This window comes from Streptomyces sp. NPDC046876, assembly GCF_040645035.1.
Lineage (GTDB): Bacteria > Actinomycetota > Actinomycetes > Streptomycetales > Streptomycetaceae > Streptomyces.
In genome coordinates, this window is sequence record NZ_JBEYXK010000028.1 from 52,900 (window position 1) to 69,175 (window position 16,276).

Here is a 16,276-nt window from a genome sequence, read left to right on the forward strand (position 1 = left end):
CATGGACACCTCATCAGGGGCCGTCGCGCGACGGCCCACCGCTCACCGCCTGCAGACCGCGGCACTCTGGGCCGGCGCCGGGCTCGCCGCCCTGCTGTTCGGTCAGCTCACCGCCCGCGGCCCCCTCGGCTTCGGGGGACAGATCATCCAGCCCGGGTCCGTCCTGGCCGTCCTCGGGATCCTGCTCGCCGCGGTGCTGCTGCGCCGGGCGCCGCTCGTGACGCTCGCGCTGATGCTGCTCAACGGCGCCTTCGTGCTCTTCCTCTCCAACAGCCCCGGCCTGACGTTCGCCATGGTGGCGCCCGCCGCCGCCGCGCTCGGCCGCGTCGCCGCGACCCGGACCCGCAGGACGGCGGCCCTCGCGGCCGCGGCCACGATCCTGGTGCTGATCGCCGGCCAGTTCGCCATCCCCGCCACCAGCCGCCCGGAGCTCGTCCTCACCCAGAGCGAGCTGCCCATCGTCATCGCGGCCTGGCTCATCGGGGACTCCGTACGCCGCAGCCGCGAGTCCGCCGCGCGGGCGCACGCCCGCGCCACCGAGCAGGCTCTCACCGACGAACGCCTGCGCATCGCCCGCGAGCTGCACGACATGGTCGCCCACAGCATCGGCGTCATCGCCATCCAGGCCGGCGTCGGCAGCCGCGTCATCGGCAAGCAGCCCGAGCGGGCCCGCGAGTCACTCCAGGCCATCGAGGCCACCAGCCGGGAGACCCTGGCGAGCCTGCGCCGGACCCTGGTGGCCCTGCGCCGCAGCGAACCCGCCGCCCTCGCCCCCGCCCCCGGCCTCGACGGCCTCGACCGGCTCGTCGCCGCCACCGCCGAGGACACCGGCGTGCAGGTGGAGCTGGTGTGGTCCGGCAGCCCGCGCCCGCTGCCGCAGGAGATCGAGCTGGCCGCGTACCGGATCGTGCAGGAGGCCCTGACCAACGTCGTACGCCACGCCGGGGCGGGCCGCTGCCGCGTGGAGCTCGCGTACGGGGACGGCGAACTCGGCCTGGAGATCACCGACGACGGCCGCGGCCTGCCGCACGGCGGCCCCGGCAGCGGCTTCGGCATCACCGGGATGCGCGAGCGCGCCGAGCTCCTCGGCGGCCGGCTGGAGGCCGGGCCCCTGGACGGGGGCGGCTTCCGGGTGGCGGCCGCACTGCCCCTCGGCGAGGAGGAGACGAAGGGGGAGACGAGGGGGGAGGGGCGGTGAGCGGCCGCGTACGGGTCCTGCTCGCCGACGACCAGCCGCTGGTGCGGTCGGGGCTGCGGGTCCTGATGGAGGACACCCCGGACCTGGAGGTCGTCGGGGAGGCGGCGAACGGCGCCGAGGCGGTCCGGCTCGCCGCCGAGCTCGCGCCGGACGTGGTGGTGATGGACATCCGGATGCCGGAGATGGACGGCATCGAGGCCACCCGCCGGATCACCACCGGTACCGCTCCCGCCCGCGTCCTCGTCCTCACCACCTTCGACGAGGACGAGTACGTCTACGGGGCGCTGCGGGCCGGCGCGAGCGGGTTCGCCGTGAAGGACATGGCGCTGGACGACCTGCTGGCGGCGGTGCGCGTGGTCGCCGCGGGCGACGCGCTCATCGCGCCGGGGGTCACGCGCCGCCTGATCGCGGACTTCGTCTCCGGCCCGCCGCCCGCGGCCGCGCGGGTGCCGGCCATCACCGAGCGGGAACAGGAGGTGCTGACGCTGGTGGGCCGCGGCCGGTCGAACGGCGAGATAGCGCAGGACCTGTTCATCTCGGTGGCGACGGCGAAATCGCACGTGGCGCGGCTGCTGACGAAGCTCGACGCCCGGGACCGGGTGCAACTGGTGATCAAGGCGTACGAGATGGGGCTGGTCACGCCGCCCCGGTGACGGCGGCGCGGTCCAGCGGGTGGCGGCGTACAGTCGCGCACGCCCCGAGCGCGGCACGGCAGCCGCCACCCCACGACCCGCACTCGTCAAGGTCTGCCCTTGGCGTCCCCTCGCGACGAATCGCTCAACACAAGGGTGATCAACAGTTGACGAACCGTCAACACCTCGTTAGAGGTACACGCGCGGTTCCCGGATCGACCGATATGTTTCGCGGGGCCGCCCCGAGACGTTCGCCGAGCCGTTTGCGGAGCCTTCTGCCGAGCCGTTCGCAGTGTCGGCCGCAGTGTCGTCCACTGCGCCGTCCCCGGTCTTGTCGGGGCGGTCGACCTCGCACCAGATGTGCTTGCCCGCGCCCTCGCGCTGCCAGCCCCAGCGGTCGGCGAGCCCGTCGACGAGCTCCAGGCCGCGGCCGTTGGTCTCGTCGCCGGCCGCCTGCCGCCGGGCGGGGGCCCGGTCGCTGGTGTCGGCGACCTCGACGCGCACGCCGGGCTCGCCGAACAGCATCCGCAGCACGGCCGGACAGCCGGTGTGGACGACCGCGTTGGTGACGAGTTCCGAGATCAGCAGGATCAGGGTCTCCGCGAGCGGCGAGTCGTCCCCTATGCCGCACCCCGCCAGCCGGGACCGCGCCCATCGGCGGGCCCGGCCGACCTCGGCGGGATCCGGTCCTACCTCCAGCTGCACCTGAAGCACCTGCACCGCTCACACCATCCGAACCGGCGGACACTTCGCCTCGCGACAGGACGGGATCACCGACTGTGATCCCCTTGCCGAGCAGCATGGTTGACATACAGTCACCACAACAAGCGCTTCGGGCATATTCCAGCGCGAAGGAGTAGGCATGGTGCATACTGTGCGACGCTCACGCCGCGCTACCGCTCGCATTCCCGGGAGCGTACCGGAGCACTCCCCTCTCTCCGGGTCGCCCGGGGCCGGGCGGAGGACACAAACCGATATCAACTCTCTGTAATCGGACATGCGTCCCGCCTCGTCCCACCCGTGCCCCCTTCGTCACAGCCTGCTACGGCGCCGCGGTGGCCAGCAGCTCCGCCGCCAGCGCCTCCTGCGCCTGCGCGGCCGTCCGCCACTGCTCGGCCCGCACCCACGCCCGCTTCAGGTGCAGGTGTACATCGGCCTCCCAGGTGAAGCCCATACCCCCGTGCACCTGGAGGCAGTCCCGGGCGCCGCGCACCGCCGCCTCGTCGGCGAGCAGCTTCGCGCCCGCGATCTCCGCCGCGACCTCCGCCGCTGCCTGCCCGGCCACCCCCTCGCCCGTCCCCTCGCCCGCCCCGGATGCCGTGTCCGCCCCGGATGCCGCGTCCGCCGCGACCGCCGCCGCGTAGACCGCCGTACGGGCCACCTCGGCCCGCACCAGCATCCCCGCGCACAGGTGCTTGACCGCCTGGAACGCCCCGATCGGCTGCCCGAACTGCTCGCGCTCCTTCGCGTACCGCACCGCCAGCTCCACTGTGCGCAGCGCGCTGCCGACCTGGAGCGCGGCCGTGAGCAGCGCGCCCTCGTCGCGGTACGGGCCCGGGTCCGGCAGGCCCGGCCGCGCCGGCACCCGGTGCAGCGGGGTCAGGGGGTCCGCCGAGGGCACCGGCTCACCCGAAAGGAGCAACGCCGAAGCGGGCTGCGCCGCCCGGGCCCCCACCCCGGCAGTCACCCCGGCCCCCGCCCCGATCCCCGCCCCGAGCACCGCGTCCGCCTCCCCGAGGTGGGCCACCAGCGGCCCGTCGAGGTCGCACGCGGTCACCACGGTGGTGCCCTCCGAGGCCCCCGGGACCACCCCGGCCGCCAGGTGCGTCGCGACCAGCGGCCCCGGCAGCAGCGCCCGACCCGCCTCCTCGAAGACGAGCACCGCCTCGGCGAGCCCGAGGCCGACCCCGCCGTCGGCCTCCGGCAGCCGCAGCGCGAAGAACCCGGCCTCGCCGAGCTCCCGCCACAGCTCCCGGTCGACCGCGGTCCCGCGGTCCACGGCCGCCCGCAGCGCCTCGCGCCCGTACCGCCGCGCGAGCAGCTCCCGTACGCCCGCCCGCAGGTCCCGCTGCTCCTCGGTCGGCTGGAAGTCCACGGCCCTCACCGGCCCTTCGGGAGGCCGAGGATCCGCTCGGCGACGATGTTCTGCTGGATCTGCGAGGTGCCCGCGGCGATCGTGTACGACAGGGACGACAGCCGCTCGCGCACCCACTCCTCCTCCAGCGCGAGCGAGCCCGCGCCCAGCACCTCGGCGGCGGCCTCGTACAGCTCCTGCCGCGCGTGCGAGTAGGCCAGCTTGAAGACGGAGCCGCCCGTGCCGGGGACCCCGCCGGTGCGCTGCGCCTCGCTGACGTTCCACTGGGTGAGCCGCCACAGGGCGCCGAACTCCCCGTACAGCCGGCCCAGTCTGCGCCGCAGTACCGGGTCGTCCCAGCGGCCGTTGGCCCGGGCCGCGCGGGCGAGCTCGCCGAGGGTGCGCCGGCAGGCCACCACCTCGCCGACGAAGGCGGTGCCGCGCTCGAAGGAGAGGGTGACCATGGTGACGCGCCAGCCGTCGTTCTCGGCGCCGACGCGATTGGCGACCGGGACGCGGACCTCGTCGAGGAACACCTCGGCGAACTCGGCGGACCCGGCGAGGGTGCGCAGCGGCCTGACGGTGACCCCGGGGGCGTCCATCGGCAGGGCCAGCCAGGAGATCCCGCGGTGCTTCGGGGCCTCGGGGTCGGTGCGGACCAGCAGCTCGCACCAGTCGGCGACCTCCGCGTGGGAGGTCCAGATCTTCGAGCCGGTGACCACGTAGTCGTCGCCGTCGCGGACCGCGCGGGTGCGCAAGGAGGCCAGGTCGGAGCCGGCGCCGGGCTCGCTGAAGCCCTGGCACCACACCTCGTCGCCGCGCAGCACGGGCGGCAGCCAGCGCGCCCGCTGCCCGGCGGACCCCTCGGCGGCGATGGTCGGGCCGGCGTGCAGCAGGCCGACGAAGTTCGCGCCGACGTAGGGGGCGCCGGCCCGCTCGGTCTCCTCGAGGAAGATCAGGTGCTGGGTGGGGGTGGCGCCCCGGCCTCCCGCGTCGACGGGCCAGTGCAGTCCGGCGTAGCCGGCGTCGTACAGGCGCCGCTGCCAGCCGAGGTCGTAACGGCGCCGACCGGGCCAGTCGTCCGCCGAGGGCTTGGCCGGCAGCTCGGGCAGCACCTTGGCGAGCCAGGCGCGCAGCCGCGCGCGGAACTCCTGCTCCTCCTCGGTGTACGAGAGGTCCATCAGACGAGGTCCAGGCCGAGCATGCGGATGGCGTTGCCGCGCATCAGCTTGTGGACGGTCTCCTCGTCGAGGCCCTTCACGTGGTCGAGGGCGACCTCCTTGGTGTGCGGGAAGGTCGAGTCCACGTGCGGGTAGTCGGTCTCGAAGGTGGCGTTGTCGCGGCCGACGACGTCGAGCGAGGCGATGCCGTGCTTGTCGCGGAAGAAGCAGCAGAACATCTGCCGGTAGTAGTACGTGGACGGCGGCTCCGGGATCAGGTCGCGGACCCCGCCCCAGGCGCGGTGCTCCTGCCAGACGTCGTCGGCGCGTTCGAGGGCGTACGGGATCCAGCCCATCTGGCCCTCGCTGTAGGCGAGCTTGAGCTGCGGGAACTTCACCAGCACCCCGCTGAAGAGGAAGTCCATCATCGAGGCCATCGCGTTGTTGAAGCTCAGCGAGGCCTGGACGGCGGGCGGCGCGTCGGGCGAGGCGGCGGGCATCTGGGAGGAGGACCCGATGTGCATGTTGACGACGGTGCCGGTCTCCTGACAGACGGCGAAGAAGGGGTCCCAGTAGCCGGAGTGGATGGAGGGAAGGCCGAGGTAGGTGGGGATCTCGGAGAAGGTGACGGCCCGCACCCCGCGGGCGGCGTTGCGGCGGATCTCGGCGACGGCCAGGTCGATGTCCCAGAGGGGGATGATGCACAGCGGGATCAGCCGGCCGCCGCTGTCGCCGCACCACTCCTCGACCATCCAGTCGTTGTAGGCGTGCACGCAGGCGAGGGCGACCTCCTTGTCCCGGGCCTCTGCGAAGGTCTGGCCGCAGAAGCGGGGGAAGGTGGGGAAGCACAGGGAGGCCTCGACGTGGTTGAGGTCCATGTCGGCGAGGCGGGCCTTGGGGTCCCAGCAGCCACGGCGCATCTCGGCGCGGGTGATGCCCTCCAGGGTCATGTCGTCGCGGTCGAAGCCGACGGCGGCGATGTTGCGCTTGTACGGGAACTTCAGGTCCTCGTAGATCCACCAGTCGGTGGGCGGGCCGTCCGGGTCCATCGTGATCTGGTACTTGCCGCCGACGTACTGGAGCTCTCCGATGCCGGCGGTCAGCGGCTGCGGTCCCCGGTCGCGGTACTTGGCGGGGAGCCAGGTCTCGAAGAGGTGCGCCGGTTCGATCACGTGGTCGTCGACGCTGATGATCCGAGGCAGTTCCATGGGGTCCCCCAACACAACCGTTTCTGATGGATCGTCAGAAACAACCTAGCCCCGCGACCCCTGGACCGACAAGCGCCGGAGCCCTACGCTCTCCATCCGATCTGACGACATGTCAGATCGGATAACCGGTTCACGGAGCACGGAGGTCGCCCGGCATGGCGGACACCGCGAGAGAGCTGGCACAGTCCCCCACCCTGTGGGAGCTGGTCGAGCGCCGGGCCGCGCTCACCCCCGGCGCCCCGGTCCTGATCGAGGCCGACGGCGGACGCCGCATCGGCTTCGGGGAGCTGCGGGCGCGCGCCGAGCGCACCGCCGCCGGACTGTACGAGCGGGGCGTGCGCCCCGGCACCGTCGTCGCCTGGCAGCTGCCCACCCGCATCGAGACCGTGCTGCTCTCCCTGGCCCTGGCCCGGCTCGGCGCCGTCCAGTCCCCGGTCATCCCCTTCTACCGCGACCGCGAGGTGGGCTTCGCCCTGCGCGAGTCCGGGGCCGAGCACTTCGCCGTGCCCGGCGCGTGGCGCGGCTTCGACCACACCGCGATGGCCCGCCGGCTCGGGGCCCCGGGCGTCTTCGAGGCGTACGACACCCTGCCCGAGGGCGATCCGGCCGTCCTGCCCCCGCCACCGGCCGACGGGACCTCCGTACGCTGGATCTACTGGACCTCCGGCACCACCTCGGACCCCAAGGGCGTCCTGCACACCGACCGCTCCCTGATCGCCGGCGGCTCCTGCCTGGCCCACGCCCTGCACCTCGGCGCCGACGACGTGGGCTCGATCGCCTTCCCGTACGCGCACATCGGCGGGCCCGACTACCTGGTGATGCTGCTGCTGTACGGGTTCCCGGCCGTGCTCTTCGAGAAGTTCGCGCTGCCCGAGGCGCTGGACGGCTACCGGCGCCACGGGGTCACGGTCGCGGGCGGCTCCACCGCCTTCTACTCGATGTTCCTCGCCGAGCAGCGCAAGGACCCGTCCCGGAAGCTGATCCCCACCCTGCGCCTGCTCGCGGGCGGCGGCGCCCCCAAGCCGCCGGAGCTCTACCACGCCGTCGTGCGCGAGCTGGGCTGCGGGCTCACCCACGGCTACGGCATGACCGAAGTCCCGATGATCACCATGGGCTCGCCCGACGACACCGCCGAGCACCTGGCCGGCACCGAGGGCCGGCCGCCCGCCGGCATGGAGATCCGCATCACCGACGCCGGGGGCAAACCGCTGCCCGCCGGCACCGACGGCGAGGTCCGACTGCGCGGGGAGGCCGTCTGCCGGGGCTACCTCGACGCGCGCGCCACCGCCGAGGCCTTCGACGCGGACGGCTTCCTCGTCACCGGCGACCTCGGACACCTGACGGCCGACGGGTACCTGGTCCTCACCGGCCGCAGCAAGGACGTGATCATCCGCAAGGGCGAGAACATCTCCGCGAAGGAGATAGAGGACCTCCTGCACCGCCTCCCCGGCGTCGGCGACGCGGCCGTGATCGGCCTGCCCGACCCCGAGCGCGGCGAACGCGTCTGCGCGGTCGTCGAGCAGCCCGCGGGCGCGGCCCCCCTGACCCTGCACCGGGTGACGGCGTACCTGCGCAGCCAGGGACTGTCCCCGCACAAGCTGCCCGAGCAACTGGAGCTGGTCGAGGCACTCCCGCGCAACGAGACCCTGCGCAAGGTGCTGAAGTACAAACTCCGCGAGCGCTTCGCCTAGGATTCCGGCGTTCCGGGGGCCGGTTGGCGGCCGGTGCGGGGCCGGTCGCGGGCCGTGCGGGAGTGTCCGGTTGCCTACGGTCCGGGGGCACGTCCAGACACGCACATGTCACAATTGTGCGTCCTTTACACATCGAGCAGAGCGCCCCGTCGGGTCCCGTTCTCGAAAGGCGTCATGCGCGTGAGCGTCACCACCAGCCCCGGCCGTCCGCGCTGGTCCAAAGGCAGCGTCGCGGAACTGTTCTCCGGCCGGGACAACAGCCTCGGCCTGCTCCGGCTGGTGCTGGCCTCCGCGGTGGTCCTCTCCCACGCCCGCATCCTCGGTTTCGGACAGCGCGAATTCGGGCAGCAGTTCACCGGCGGACAGACCGACATGGGCAAGCTGTCGGTCATCGGCTTCTTCGTCCTGTCCGGCATCCTCGTCACCCGCAGCGGCAACCGGCTCCCGGTCGGCCGCTTCCTCTGGCACCGCGCCCTGCGCCTGCTGCCGGGGCTGTGGGTGTGCCTGCTCGTGACGGCCTGCGCAGTGGCGCCCTTCCTGTACCGGCGGGCGCACGGCGGCCTGTCCGGCTTCTGGCACCACGAGGCCGGGCCGTTCGACTACCTCCGCAACAACTTCGCGATCCGGGTGCACCAATGGGGCATCTCCGGCGTCCTGGAGACGGCCCAGCAGAAGGGCCTCGCCCACAACAACAGCTTCGACGGGGCGCTGTGGTCCCTGGAGTACGAGGTCCTGTGCTACCTCGGCGTCGCCCTGCTCGCCCTCGCCGGGGCCCGGGCCGGCGGCCTGGTCCGCGCCCGGCGCGCCGTCCTCGCGGTCGCCGTGGTCCTGGGCTGCTACCTGGTGGACGAGGCCCTCGACAACCCCCTGGTGAGCTCGATCGAGTCCCCGGCCGGCGCCCCCGTGGCCGTCGTCGGCGGCTGGGTCGTGAGGTGGGTCTGCTACCTCGGCTTCGCCTTCGCCATCGGCATGCTCATCGAGGTCTACAAGGAGCGGATCCCGGTCAGCGCGCCGCTGGCCGTGCTGAGCGCCCTGGTGATGGCCACCACCCTGCACTACGGCTGGTTCTTCGTCCTCGGTGTGCCGGCCTTCGCCTACGTGCTGCTGTGGCTCGCCATCCGGCTGCCGGAGCCGCTGCGGAGGATCGGCCGCAAGAACGACTACTCGTACGGCATCTACATCTACGGGTTCGTCGTGGAGCAGTCCGTCGCCGCGCTCGGCGGGGCCCGCTGGGGCTTCGCCGCCTACCTCGGCCTCTGCGTGGCCGGCACGCTCGTCGCGGCGGCGCTCTCCTGGCACCTCGTCGAACGCCCCGCGATGCGGTGGAAGGACCTCGGCCGCTCCGGCCTCCCGGCCGTGCCGCAGCCGCGCGGGGCGGCGGGCGCGGAGCCGGCTTCGGCCCCGGCCGAAGCCCTGCAGCAGGAGCCGGCCGCGACGGCGAGCGCGGGGCGGTAGCCCCGCACCCCCGCGATGCACACGAGTCCCCCGGCGGTCTGCGGTCGCCGGGGGACTCGGACGCCCCGGTCCTGGGCGTCCCGGGCAGGTGACCGGAGGTCAGGCGTCCGGGGCCTCGACGCCGCAGTAGCCGGCGAACGCCGCCAGGATCTCCTCCTCCCGGATGCGGCCGTCGCCGTCCGCGTCCAGGGCCGCCGCGATCCGCCCGGCGAGCTCCGCCGGCGTGCCGAGCACGCGCAGGACGCGGGCCGCGGCCTCCGGGGTCGGGCCCGCGCCGTCCGCGTCCGCCACCGCGATCACCGCGTGCAGGAACGGCCGCGCGATCTCCGCGAACCGCTGCGGGTTGTCCCGCAGCCGCTTCGCCGCCCCGGTGATGTACTCCTCGCGGGTCACCCGCTGGTCCCCGTCGACGTCCGCGATCCCGGCCATCCCCTGCCAGAACGCCTCGGCGCCCGCGAAGAGGTCCTGGCCCTTGTCCGACCGTGCGGTGACGCCGAATTCGGCCAGTACCGCCCGGGCGGCCGCACTGAAGTCCTCGCGGTCGATATATCCGTTGCCGTCCTGGTCGAAGGTGGCGAATCGGGCGGCGATCTTGCGCTCGTATTCTGCGCTGTCCATGTTCGGGGTCCGCCTTCACGTGTGCGGTGGGGGGCAGTTCAAGACAAGCCAGGAGCGTAAGCCCTTTCCGGCCTGAGCGTTAAGCCGAGCCGGCAAGGAGGCGGCTGCATCGAACCCGCGCACGGGAAGCGCGGCGGGGCGCGTACACCCGTGCGCACCGCCGCCCCATGTGCCGCGGCCCGGCCCACCGTTCACGGACCGCGCCGGTGCTAGCACGCTGGGCACTCTTCCAGGGGGAGCTTCTCCCAAAACGGGCGCGCACCGGCTCGTGCCCATTACATTCGATGCGTCGACACACGGCTGGGGGCACTATGCCGAAGGACGTACCACCGCGGTGGGACCGCCGCATGCAGCAGCGCCTCGCCCGCGGCGAGGCCGCCGCGCTCGGGGAGCTGTACGACCGCTTCGCCTCGCTCGTGCACAGCCTGGCGCACCGGGTACTGGGCGACGAGAAGGCCGCGGACCGGATCACCCGCGAGGTGTTCGGCTACATCTGGGAGAACCCGGACGCGTACGACCCCAAGCAGGGCTCCATGCGCTCCTGGGTCGCCCGCATCACGCAGGGCCAGGCCGTCGCCCGGCTCCGCCAGGCCGAACTGGGCCGCGGCTCGCGCGAGGAGCTGGAGCAGAAGGTGCGCAGCGCCAACGCCGCCGCGCGCGCCGACTACATCGTCACGTCCATGCCGGCGCCGCTGCGGGCCGCCCTGGAACTGGCCTACTTCAAGCGCCGCGACTACCGGCAGGCCGCCGCCGACCTGCAGATCAGCGAGGACGAGGCCCGGCGCCGACTGCGCCTGGGGCTCCAGCTGCTGTCGACCGCAAACGCCCTCCCTCAGGAGGACGCCGCCCCGCCCGGATACGGAAGTCCCCGATGAACGGCCCCGCCGAGTCGCCCGACGGCCACGACGAGCAGCAGCCCGGCGGACCGCCGCGCATACCGGGTCCGCGGTGGGCCGCCGACGACCTGGACGCACGGTTCGCGCCGCCGGTGCGCAAGCCGGTGGAAGCGGTGGCCGCGCCGGCCCCGCCGCGCTCGCACGCCGTCCTGAAGTCCCTCCTCGGCGCGTGGGCGCTGGCCGCCTGCTCCGCCGAGGAGACCCAGGCCGTGGAGGAGCACCTCACCGAGTGCGCGCCCTGCGCGGAGGAGGCGCTGCGACTGCGGGACGCGGTGGGCCTGCTGCACCCGGAGGAGAGCCTCGACCTGAAGCCGCTGCTGCGGTCGCGGGTCCTGGAGGACTGCCTCGGCAAGCGGCCCGCCCGCATCCCGGTCCCGGTGTGGGCGAGCCCGTACGACACCGAGACCGCGCGGCTCGACGCGCTGCTGCGGGACTTCGGCGACTCCGAGTGGGAAACGCCCGTACGGCTGAAGTGGTTCGAGGAAGAACGGCGCCAGACGCGCCGGACGACGGTCGCCGGGGTGATCGGGCACCTGCTCACGGTCGACGGGATGGTCGCCACCGCCCTCGGCCTGGACGACCCGTTGGGACCGCAGGCACCGGAGTCGGGCGGTACGACGGCCCGCACGGAGCACTACTGGAACTCCGCCGCCGGCCCGCTGACCCGGCAGGTCCGCGAGCCGTGGCGGGAGCAGGGGCACACCCTCGTGCGGACGGTGTCGTTCGCCGGGCGGGGCGTGGCCGAGCTGTCGGTGGACTACGGGGTGTTCGCGCTGCCGCTCGGGGACGCGTTCCTCGAGCGGGCCTTCGAGTGCTGGGTCCACGCGTGGGACATCGCGGAGGCGGTGGACTACCCGTACGACCCGCCGTCGGGGCCGCACCTGAACCGGATGATCGACCTGGCGGCGCGGCTCCTGCCGAGTGCGCTCGCGCACCGGAGGCGGGCCGGGCTGGCCGCCCCGGCGCGGAGCCTGGTCGCGGCCGGGGCGCCCGGCCGGACCCTGCACCTGGAGATCGAGGGCGCGGGCGGCGGCAGCTGGGACATCGCGCTGGACTCACCGGCCGCGAAGCCGTCGGCGGAGCACACGGTGGCGCAGATCGCGCTGGACGGGGCCGAGTTCTGCCAGTTGGCCGCGGGCCACATCTCGCCGGAGGAGGCCGCCGTGGGCCAACACGGCGACCGCGAAGCCATCAGGGACGTCCTCTTCGCCGCCGCCTCCTTGAGCCGCCTCTAGCCCCTGGCCCCCGGCCGGCCGAGGAGAACCCAGCTCCGCCGGGCACCGGGCTCCGCCCGGACCCTCCCCCAGACTCCGTCCGGGGGGACCCCCACTCAAACGCCGGCGGGGCTGGATTGGCCGACCCCGGCGTCCTGCCAAGCGGCAGCCGAGGGACCGGCGGTTTCAGCCTCGCCGGCGAGGCTGAAATTGCCGGGTCAGGCGAAGACGACCGTGCGGGTGCCGTTGAGGAGGACCCGGTGTTCGCTGTGCCACTTCACGGCCCGCGCCAGCGCCTGGCACTCCACGTCGCGCCCGATCGCCACCAGCTGGTCGGGGGTGACCTCGTGCCCGACCCGCTCGACCTCCTGCTCGATGATCGGCCCCTCGTCCAGGTCGGCCGTCACGTAGTGGGCGGTGGCACCGATCAGCTTCACACCCCGCGCATGCGCCTGGTGGTACGGCTTCGCGCCCTTGAAGCTCGGCAGGAAGGAGTGGTGGATGTTGATGATCCGCCCGCTCAGCTCCTTGCACAGCGTGTCCGACAGGACCTGCATGTACCGGGCCAGGACCACGAGCTCCACGCCCTCCGCCCGGACCAGGTCCAGCAGCTGCTGCTCCGCCTCCGCCTTCGTCTCCTTCGTCACCGGGATGTGGTGGAAGGGGATGTCGTACGACTTCACCAGCTCCGCGAAATCGGTGTGGTTCGAGACCACGGCCGCGATCTCCACCGGCAGCGCCCCGATCCGCGTCCGGAACAGCAGGTCGTTCAGGCAGTGCCCGAACTTCGACACCATCAGCACGATCCGCATCCGGTCGTCGGAGCGGTGGATCTGCCAGTCCATCCGGAACGAGTCCCCGATGGCGGCGAAGCTGGCCCGCAGCTTCTCCAGGGTCACCGGCGCAGCGGCCGAGAAGTGGACCCGCATGAAGAACAGGCCGGTGTCGTGGTCTCCGAACTGCCGGCTGTCCTCGATGTTGCACCCGGTCATGAACAGGTAACTGGACACGGCGTGCACGATGCCCTGCTTGTCGGGGCAGGACAGGGTCAGTACGTACTGCTGGGGGGCCTCGGCCCCGGCCTCGGCCTGGGCCTGGGTGTGCGGGTCGTCGCTCATGACCCCACAGCCTTTCACACCGCGCGGGTGAGGATCCTCAGCAGTTCCAGCGAGCGGGGCGCCGCGTCCGGATCGTCCCCGTCCGCCTGGGCCAGCCGTACGTGCGCCTCGCGCGCGGCGCGGACGGCCTCGGGCCAGGCGTGGTGCTCGAGGTAGGCGGAGACGTGGGCGTCGGGCCCGACCTGGTGCAGGATCCGGAGCACCCGCAGGACGGCGACGTCGACGAGGGTGGCCTCCTGGGAGTCCCGGAAGATCGTGCCGACGTACTTCTCGGCGGACCAGCTGTCGAGCCAGGTGTCCTCGACGAGCCGGTACACGGCGTCGGTGACGTCCCCGTATCCCTCGACACCGGCGAGCCAGACCTCCTCGTGGAAGGCCGGGTCGGAGAGCATGTGCAGCGCCGAGCGCACGTTCGTGCGCCAGCGCCACCACGGCATGTCGTTCAGGGGCATGCCGCCCATGGTGGAGGAGCGGCCGCCGCGTCGGGAAGAGTTCTTCGAACCTTGGGCGAATGTCACGCTTTCGATCGTACGTTCCGGTCTGGCGCGATCTTGAGGCACCTGGGCGGGAGTGCGCCCCCGCAGTTCACCTGCACGTCACCCTTTGTTGTGTCCATCTCACTCCTCAGTTACCCGTGGGGCGGAATGGTGCTGGGACATGACCAAATGGCGACACGCAACACCCTTGACCCGTACGGCGATTGCAGCGTTGGCAGGGGCGTGTCTCATCGCCGGATGCGGAGTGCTCCCCGGTGGCTCGGGGGGCTCCGAGGACACCCTCACGGTCATGACCTTCGCCCCGCAGGACACCAAGGCCACCAATATGCCGGGAATGCCCGGAATGGCCAAGGCGTACGAGGGCTGGGTCAACTCCCGCGGCGGGATCAACGGCCACAAACTCCGCGTCATCACCTGCAACGAGAAGAACACGACGACCGGCGCCGCCGACTGCGCCCGCAAGGCCGTGGCCGAGAAGGCCGTCGCCGTCGTCGGCTCCTACAGCCAGCACGGGCGCGCCTTCATGGCCCCCCTGGAAGCCGAGGGCATCCCCTTCATCGGCGGGTACGGGGTCTCCTCGGAGGAGTTCCAGAGCAGCCTCTCCTACCCCGTCAACGGTGGCCAGCCGGCGCTCCTCGCGGGCGCCGGCCACCAGCTCGGCCGCGCCTGCAGCAAGGTCGCCCTGGTCCGGCCCGACACGCTCGCCGCCGACTCGATGCCGGTCCTGCTCAATGCCGGACTGCGGGCCAACAAGATGGGCGACGCCGACGACATCCGCGCCGCCGAGGACTCCTCCGACTACACCTCCGAGGCCCGCGCCGCCCTGGCCGGCTCCTCCGGCGGCAAGGACCGCGGCTGCGTCACGGCGGTGCTCGGCCAGCACACCGAAACGTTCTTCGACGCGTTCCGCCGCGTCGACGACAAGCACAAGAACCCGCAGATCTCCTCGGTCCTGGGCAGTGTCAGCCAGGCCCTCGTCGACCGCACCGGCGGCCGGGAGAGCCCCTTCGAGGGCGCGTACGTCACCGGCTGGTACCCGGTGGCCACCGACCCGCTGTGGGATCCGATGCGGAAGGTGATCGCCGACCACGCCTTCGCCGACAACGCCGTGGACCCCGCCGACAGCGGGACCCAGACCACCTGGATCGCGTACACCGTGCTGAGCGAGACCCTCAAGCGGTTCAAGTCCGGCGAGGCCGTCACCCCCCGCAAGCTGGCGCGCATGCTGAACCAGGGGGAACCGGTCAGGACCGGCGGACTGACCCCGGACCTGAGCTGGCGCTACCAGGACATGCGGGCCCTCGCCGACTTCCCGCGCGTCGTGAACGCGCGGGTCACCTTCCAGGTCGTCCAGTCCGGCCGGCTCGTCGCCCAGCAGGGCGAGGCGTCGATGGACATGACCGCGACCCTGGAGCAGAGCCCCCGCCCGGCGTGACGGACGCCACGGGAGCTACAGCTGTGACTTGTCGCGCTTGGTGAGGGCGTACTTGGCCGCGATCGTGTTCCACATGGTCGCGGCCGACTCCTTCGCCCGGGTCGCCTCGGCGCTGGACCTGTCGCCCGCGGTCGAGTTGCCGGTGCTCCTGGCGTGGCCGTCCTTGCAGCCGCCCTTCTTGTCGCCCTTGTCCCCCTTGCCGTCGCCGCCACCGCCGCCGATGTCGTCCGCCCAGGCCGCGTAGCTGTTGTCGGCGTCCGCGGAGGCCTTCCAGGCCTTGGTCAGGGCGGCGGACAGCTTCTGGTTGTCCGGGAGCTGGTCCATCGTGACGTCCTGGAGGCGGGTGACGAGCTCCTCGCGCTGGCGGGCCGCGTCGCGCAGGTCGTCGGCCGCCGAGTCCAGGTTGCGGCAGGCCTTGATGTCGTCGACGGCCTTGATCACGGAGGCCCGGCTGTCGTTGCTGTCCGCGAGGAGCTTGTCCAGCTGGACGGCCTGGGACTTCGCCGGGTCCACGGGCGCCTCGCCGGCGGCCGCGGCCGAGCTGCCGGCCGAGGGGGTGGCGGCCGCGGCGGCGGGGTCGTTGTTCTGCTTCTTGCCGTCGCTGAGCAGCGCGCCCACGCCGAGTCCGACCACGGCCAGGCCGATGACCACCGCCGCGATGACGGCCGGCGGCACCCGCCGGGCCGCCTCGGGCGGGGGCGGCGGCGCGAACTGCTGCTGCGGGGGGCCCTGCGGGGGCGGCTGCTGGCGGAACTGCTGCTGGGCCGGTGCGGGTACGGGGCCCTGCCCGCTCCCGCGCGGCGGGTACGGGCGCGGCTGCTGCTGCCGCAGCACCGGCTCCTGGATCGGAGGCAGCTGCTGGGTGTGCCCGTCGCTGCCGGCGTCACCGCGGAACAGCCCGTCGAAGCCGTCGAGCCCGTCGGTCACGGGCGGGATGTACTGCGTGGCGGCCTCGTCGTGCCCGGGCGCCGCGGGCCCGGCCGGAACGGGCGGGATGTACTGCGTGGCGGCCTCGTCGTGCCCGGGCGCCGCGGGCCCGGCCGGAACCGGCGGGATGTACTGCGTGGCGGCCTCGTCGTG

Annotated in this window: 14 protein-coding genes and 1 pseudogene; 7 read left to right on the forward strand and 8 right to left on the reverse strand. The window is 73.0% G+C overall.

Going from position 1 to position 16,276, the window contains the following annotated elements; translation table 11 throughout:
* Nucleotide 1 precedes the first annotated feature (1 nt).
* The gene (locus ABZ924_RS17705) at nt 2–1,198 is read left to right on the forward strand and encodes a sensor histidine kinase (RefSeq protein WP_361909995.1); all 1,197 of its coding nucleotides are present in this window, start codon (nt 2–4) and stop codon (nt 1,196–1,198) included.
* Complete coding sequence (locus ABZ924_RS17710) at nt 1,195–1,851, forward strand: response regulator transcription factor (RefSeq protein ID WP_361909998.1); 657 nt, start codon at nt 1,195–1,197, stop codon at nt 1,849–1,851. Before ABZ924_RS17705 ends, ABZ924_RS17710 begins: the two co-directional genes overlap by 4 nt.
* Before the next feature lie 168 nt (nt 1,852–2,019).
* Here ABZ924_RS17710 and ABZ924_RS17715 read toward each other — a convergent pair whose 3' ends face one another.
* The 4 genes from ABZ924_RS17715 to ABZ924_RS17730 all read right to left on the reverse strand — a co-directional run bounded on the left by ABZ924_RS17715 (nt 2,020) and on the right by ABZ924_RS17730 (nt 6,272).
* Entirely contained in the window at nt 2,020–2,550 is a 531-nt protein-coding gene (locus ABZ924_RS17715; RefSeq protein WP_361910001.1) for an ATP-binding protein, read from the reverse strand.
* Between the two features lie 322 nt (nt 2,551–2,872).
* Nucleotides 2,873–3,925 (reverse strand): acyl-CoA dehydrogenase family protein, encoded by a 1,053-nt coding sequence (locus ABZ924_RS17720; protein ID WP_361910004.1) that lies wholly within the window; start codon nt 3,923–3,925, stop codon nt 2,873–2,875.
* Between the two features lie 5 nt (nt 3,926–3,930).
* Nucleotides 3,931–5,085 carry an acyl-CoA dehydrogenase gene (locus ABZ924_RS17725; protein WP_361910007.1) on the reverse strand — a complete coding sequence of 385 codons (1,155 nt, stop codon included), beginning with the start codon at nt 5,083–5,085 and terminating at the stop codon, nt 3,931–3,933.
* A complete protein-coding gene (locus ABZ924_RS17730; RefSeq protein ID WP_361910010.1) occupies nt 5,085–6,272 on the reverse strand; it encodes an amidohydrolase family protein in 1,188 nt (395 codons plus the stop codon). Before ABZ924_RS17730 ends, ABZ924_RS17725 begins: the two co-directional genes overlap by 1 nt.
* A gap of 155 nt (nt 6,273–6,427) precedes the next feature.
* Between ABZ924_RS17730 and ABZ924_RS17735 the strand changes: the two genes are divergently transcribed.
* Both ABZ924_RS17735 and ABZ924_RS17740 read left to right on the forward strand, forming a co-directional pair.
* Complete coding sequence (locus tag ABZ924_RS17735; protein WP_361910013.1) at nt 6,428–7,963, forward strand: AMP-binding protein; 1,536 nt, start codon at nt 6,428–6,430, stop codon at nt 7,961–7,963.
* A gap of 180 nt (nt 7,964–8,143) precedes the next feature.
* A complete protein-coding gene (locus tag ABZ924_RS17740) occupies nt 8,144–9,418 on the forward strand; it encodes an acyltransferase (RefSeq protein WP_361910016.1) in 1,275 nt (424 codons plus the stop codon).
* A gap of 99 nt (nt 9,419–9,517) precedes the next feature.
* Here ABZ924_RS17740 and ABZ924_RS17745 read toward each other — a convergent pair whose 3' ends face one another.
* The gene (locus ABZ924_RS17745) at nt 9,518–10,036 is read right to left on the reverse strand and encodes an EF-hand domain-containing protein (protein WP_361910019.1); all 519 of its coding nucleotides are present in this window, start codon (nt 10,034–10,036) and stop codon (nt 9,518–9,520) included.
* A gap of 311 nt (nt 10,037–10,347) precedes the next feature.
* On the opposite strand from ABZ924_RS17745, the gene ABZ924_RS17750 reads away from it, so the two are divergent.
* Nucleotides 10,348–10,911: a sigma-70 family RNA polymerase sigma factor gene (locus tag ABZ924_RS17750; protein WP_361910021.1), complete on the forward strand. Its 564-nt coding sequence runs from the start codon at nt 10,348–10,350 to the stop codon at nt 10,909–10,911.
* Entirely contained in the window at nt 10,908–12,167 is a 1,260-nt protein-coding gene (locus ABZ924_RS17755; protein WP_361910024.1) for a zf-HC2 domain-containing protein, read from the forward strand. Before ABZ924_RS17750 ends, ABZ924_RS17755 begins: the two co-directional genes overlap by 4 nt.
* A 197-nt stretch (nt 12,168–12,364) precedes the next feature.
* Here the strand turns inward: ABZ924_RS17755 and purU are convergent, their stop codons facing one another.
* Nucleotides 12,365–13,264 (reverse strand): formyltetrahydrofolate deformylase, encoded by a 900-nt coding sequence (purU, locus tag ABZ924_RS17760; protein ID WP_361910027.1) that lies wholly within the window; start codon nt 13,262–13,264, stop codon nt 12,365–12,367.
* Nucleotides 13,265–13,278: 14 nt separating this feature from the next.
* The gene (locus ABZ924_RS17765; protein WP_361910044.1) at nt 13,279–13,725 is read right to left on the reverse strand and encodes a hypothetical protein; all 447 of its coding nucleotides are present in this window, start codon (nt 13,723–13,725) and stop codon (nt 13,279–13,281) included.
* A gap of 196 nt (nt 13,726–13,921) precedes the next feature.
* Here ABZ924_RS17765 and ABZ924_RS17770 point away from each other — a divergent pair, with 196 nt between their 5' ends.
* Nucleotides 13,922–15,196 carry an ABC transporter substrate-binding protein gene (locus ABZ924_RS17770; protein ID WP_361910030.1) on the forward strand — a complete coding sequence of 425 codons (1,275 nt, stop codon included), beginning with the start codon at nt 13,922–13,924 and terminating at the stop codon, nt 15,194–15,196.
* 15 nt (nt 15,197–15,211) lie between these two features.
* On the opposite strand, the pseudogene ABZ924_RS17775 reads toward ABZ924_RS17770, so the two are convergent.
* Nucleotides 15,212–16,276: pseudogene (locus ABZ924_RS17775) on the reverse strand (hypothetical protein); the annotation flags it as partial.

Bases quoted from the DNA above. Each gene is read 5' to 3' on its own strand.
- ABZ924_RS17770 (WP_361910030.1), top strand. From the start codon at position 13,922: ATGACCAAATGGCGACACGCAACACCCTTGACCCGTACGGCGATTGCA.
- ABZ924_RS17745 (WP_361910019.1), bottom strand. From the start codon at position 10,036: ATGGACAGCGCAGAATACGAGCGCAAGATCGCCGCCCGATTCGCCACC.
- ABZ924_RS17765 (WP_361910044.1), bottom strand. From the start codon at position 13,725: ATGGGCGGCATGCCCCTGAACGACATGCCGTGGTGGCGCTGGCGCACG.
- ABZ924_RS17755 (WP_361910024.1), top strand. From the start codon at position 10,908: ATGAACGGCCCCGCCGAGTCGCCCGACGGCCACGACGAGCAGCAGCCC.
- purU (WP_361910027.1), bottom strand. From the start codon at position 13,264: ATGAGCGACGACCCGCACACCCAGGCCCAGGCCGAGGCCGGGGCCGAG.
- ABZ924_RS17705 (WP_361909995.1), top strand. From the start codon at position 2: ATGGACACCTCATCAGGGGCCGTCGCGCGACGGCCCACCGCTCACCGC.
- ABZ924_RS17735 (WP_361910013.1), top strand. From the start codon at position 6,428: ATGGCGGACACCGCGAGAGAGCTGGCACAGTCCCCCACCCTGTGGGAG.
- ABZ924_RS17750 (WP_361910021.1), top strand. From the start codon at position 10,348: ATGCCGAAGGACGTACCACCGCGGTGGGACCGCCGCATGCAGCAGCGC.
- ABZ924_RS17725 (WP_361910007.1), bottom strand. From the start codon at position 5,085: ATGGACCTCTCGTACACCGAGGAGGAGCAGGAGTTCCGCGCGCGGCTG.
- ABZ924_RS17730 (WP_361910010.1), bottom strand. From the start codon at position 6,272: ATGGAACTGCCTCGGATCATCAGCGTCGACGACCACGTGATCGAACCG.